Genomic DNA, 4099 nt, shown 5'->3' with positions numbered 1-4099 from the left:
CACCGCCGCCGCCCTCGCCGCCGCCTTCCCCGCCGCGGCGCACGCGTGCCCGGCGGACCACCCCGGCGTGCCCGAGCGCTCCTCCGCGCACCGGCTCACCATCACCGTGGACGGGACCGGCGGCGCGGGCGACGGAACGTACACCCTGGAGTGCGCCCCGGCGGGCGCGAACGGCGGCACGCACCCTTCGCCCGATGACGCGTGCGAACGTCTTGATCAGCTCGCGGCGAACGGCACGGACCCCTTCGAGCCGGTCCCGGGCGACGCCCTGTGCACCGAGCAGTACGGCGGCCCGGAGACCGCGCACATCACGGGCACCTGGCAGGGCCGTGCCGTGGACGCCGAGTTCTCGCGCACCGACGGGTGCCGGATCGCGCGGTGGGACGGCCTCGTGCCGGTGCTGCCCGCGAGCGGCCCCCCGGCACCCGCCGCGCACGGCCGAACCGGCGTGCCCTTTTTGTGAAGAGCGCTCGCGACCCTTCCGTGACCAGCGACTACTGAAGGCTCACGACTTCTGCGTGCGACCTCCCTCTCATCCGGCGTCGCGCCCGCAACCACTCCCCGTAGACTCCCTCCCGTGACACGCCGCGGGCCGCGGGGCAAGATGGCCCGGTCGGTCGGCAAGGTGCGGTAATCAGGGAGGAAGCGTCGTCGTGAGCAGCAGGCCATCCCGAGGCGCTGCTCGCCTCGCAGCCATACTCGACGCGCTCCCGGACGCGTTGGTGCTGGTCAACGCCAACGGGACGGTCGTGAACGCGAATGCCATCGCGCTCGAGACCTTCGAGGCGCCCGGCACCGCGCTCGTGGGGCGCGGACTCCTCGATCTGCTGCCGGAGTTCGACTCCCGGCTGATCCCCGGCTCCATGCGCCGCCCGGACACGACGGACGAACAAGGGCGTACCAAGCCGAAGCGGATGGTCGCCCGCCGCACGGACGGCAGCGAGTTCCCCGTCGAGGTCACCAGCTCCAACCTCCAGGACAGCAGGCACGCGTACGACGAGCGCTTCGGCAGCCACGGCGGGTACGGCGGCTACGGCAGCGACGAGATGCTGATGATCGTCGTCCGCGATCTGTCGGGCGCGCTCAACACCGAGGCCGAGCTGGCGCGTTCGCAGCGGCAGACCGAGATGATCCTGCGGGCCGCCGCGGAGGGCGTCGTCGGGACGGACACCGACGGGCGCGTGGTCCTCGTCAATCCGGCCGCCGCCCAGATACTCGGCTTCCGGGCCAGCGACCTCGGCGGGCAGGAACTGCACCCGCTCGTCCTGCACTCGCGCGCCGACGGCGAGCCCTTCGCGTACGAGGAGTCCCCGCTCGCGGACACCCTGCGCTCCGGCCGCAAGCACCGCGTGCGCGGGCAGGTCCTGTGGTCCAAGAGCGGCGAGAAGGTCTCCGTCGACCTGACCACCGCCCCCGTGCGCGACGGCGACCAGCTCGTCGGCGCCGTCATGACCTTCACCGACCGGCGGCCCTACGACACCCTCGCCGAGAAGTACGAGAACGCGCTCACCCGGCACGCCGAGGAACTGCGGGCCGCCGCCGAGCAGCGCGAGCAGGAGCTGCGCGCCGCCGCGGAACTGCGCGAGGAGGAACTCGCCGCCGAGCAGGAGCGGTACGCCGCCCTCGCCGAGCGCGAGAAGGACCGCTACGAAGAGCTGGCCGACCGCGAACAGCAGCGGTACGAGACGCTCGCCGCCCGGCACAGCCAGCTCGTCGCCGTCCTCGACCAGTCGCTGCGCGGACCGCTCGACGAGCTGCGCCGTGAACTGTCCGCGCTCGCCGCCGACGACGCGGGCCAGCTCTGGCCCGAGGCCAACCAGGTGCTGCACCATCTGTCGGCCGGGTACGCGCGCATGACGACGCTCGTCGACAACGTCCTGGGCTACCAGCGCCTCGAAGCCGGCGCCGAGCAGTTGTCGCGTACGGCCGTGCTGCTCGACGCCGTCATCGCCGCCGGTGTCGACGGTGCCGTCGAACTGATCGGCCCCGGGCGCGCCCAGTTCGCCGTGCACGCGCCGCCGATCGAGGTCGAGGTGGACGCGCACCGCCTCGCCACCGCCCTGGCCCATCTGATCGCCGACGTCGCCGGAATCGACGCCACCGGCAACACGCGCGCGGGGGCCACGATTTCGGGCGCCGCGGGCGCGACCGGCGGCCAGGGCGCGTACGTCGACTCGACCGTGGTCGTGGCCGCCGCCCAGCGCGGCGAGGTCGTACGCATCGAGGTGCGCGGTCCGTACGGCGGGGGAGACCCGGTGCACGTGCCGATCGTGCGGGGCGTCGTCGAGGCGCACGGTGGTGTGCTGCAGACGCACGAGGTGCCGGGCATGAACGGCAGCGCGTACGTCCTTGAGGTCCCCATCGGGGACGGTGCGGGCGGTGCTTCGGCGGCCGCGGTCAGTTCTTCGGTGTCTACGAAGACTGCTGGTTCGGGCGCGCTGGTGCCCGGACAGGGGGCCGGTACGGCGACGGGTTCCTCCGGGAGCACCGGGGGTGGGCGCCGACGGGCTCGGCGGTCCTCGGTGGACTCCTTCTTGGACAGTGCGGTTCCTGGGGACGGCGGGGGCGTGGCCCCGGAGGGTGCCGTTTCCGGCGGAACGGGTGGTTCCGAGGGCGGTGCCGCTTCCGATGACACCGGTTCCGTGGAGATTGCCGGTTCTGGCCCCGGCGGTACCGGGCGGCGCAGGCGGCGGGCCGTGGCCGAGGGGCCGGCAGGCGCCGGGGCCGACGCGGGTGCTGCGGGTGCTGGTGCTGGTGCCGCGGGCGGTCCGGTCGGCGGCGGGGCCGTCGGCGCGGCGGGGGGTGGTCGGCGGCGCGGGCGGCCGAGTCCGGCCGAGGGTGCCGTGATGACGGCGGCCGAGCACGCCGCCGGGTCGGCGGCGCTCGGCGAGACGGTGCCGCCGCAGGGCGTTCCTTCGCAGGGCGGGCCGGGGTCGGCGGAGGTCGCCGTGCCGTCCGGACGGCGGGCCCGGCGCGGTGGCGAGCAGCAGGCGTTGGCGTTGCCTTCGGGGACGGGCCAGGCGGGAGCCGGCGGCCCGGAGGCGGGCGGTTCCTTCGGGGCCGGTGGTGACGGCGTGGAGGCGCCGCGTTCCGGTGGCCGGCGGGCCCGGCGTGCGCTGGCCGCCGCCCGGGAGCGTGCCGCCGCGGAAGAGGCTTCCAGCGGGCGCGTGTTCGCGCTGCCGCCGGCGGAGGCCGACCGCGACGCGGACAGCGGCGCGCCCGGCGGGGCCGAGCAGGTGGGTGTGGCGCAGGGTGATGTGCCGTACGGCGCGGCCGGTGCGCAGGGTGGCTTGCCGCAGGCCGCGGGTGCTGGTGCTGGTGTTCCGGTCGAGGGCGCCTCGGTCGGGGCGGGTGCCGTGCACGCGGGCGCTCCCCAGGCCGGTGTCCCGTACGGCGCGCCCGGGCAGGCGGATGGCCCGCAGGGCGGGTCCGCGCACGTCGGTGCCCCGCACGCGCGACAAGCGCAGGTCGGTGCCTCGGTGAACGTACCCGCGGGTGTGCAGGCCGGACTTCAGGGCGCCCGGGGCGGCGTGCCCGCGCAGGGTGGCGCGCCCGAGGGGCAGACCCACGTCCAGGAGGGCGTGGCTGCGGGGGCGCGGGCGGGTGCCCCGTCACAGGGGGCGCAGGCGGCGCAGAGTGCGCAGGGGGCCAGGGCCGCGGGGGCGCGGCGCGGGGTTCCCTCGGGGGCGCGGAGTGCTGCGGGTCCGCAGGCCGCCGCTGGTGCGCAAGGCGCCGTTGGCCCGCGAGGCACCGGGGCCATGGCGGCTCCGGGCAGCCTGCCGCCCGCAGGGGCTCTTGGCGCGCCCGCCGGACAGAACGGACCGGCAGGACAGAACGTACCGGCGGGGCAGAACGCGCCCGCAGGACAAGCCGCGCCCACAGGACACGACGACACCGGACAGCACGCCGCCGCGCTGCACGATCCGGCCGACGACCACACCCCGTTGGAGCCGCACCCGGCGCAGTCCCCCGCGCTGCCCGGCCAGGCCGGACCGGCCCCGTCGACCCCGTCGGCCACGCCTGCCGGACCGGCCGCCCCGGCCGCCCAGCCGCAGCCGACCGGCCGCAGGCGCGCCCGGCAGGCCCCGGCCGCCGGACC

2 protein-coding genes are annotated in these 4099 nt (G+C 76.2%); both read left to right on the top strand.

All coding sequences use genetic code 11. The features are described 5' to 3' along the window. Positions 1-463: SSI family serine proteinase inhibitor (locus STRAU_RS14405; RefSeq protein ID WP_052029086.1), on the top strand; the 463-nt coding region annotated here is incomplete at its 5' end. Positions 464-653: 190 nt separating this feature from the next. Next, a partial coding sequence (locus STRAU_RS14400; RefSeq protein WP_106967919.1) for a PAS domain-containing protein occupies positions 654-4099 on the top strand: 3446 nt, incomplete at its 3' end.

Source organism: Streptomyces aurantiacus JA 4570, from assembly GCF_000414115.1.
In the GTDB taxonomy this organism is placed as follows: Bacteria; Actinomycetota; Actinomycetes; order Streptomycetales; family Streptomycetaceae; genus Streptomyces; species Streptomyces aurantiacus_A.
The sequence above is the reverse complement of the archived record's forward strand: the minus strand, read 5'-3'. Positions and strand labels throughout refer to the sequence as shown.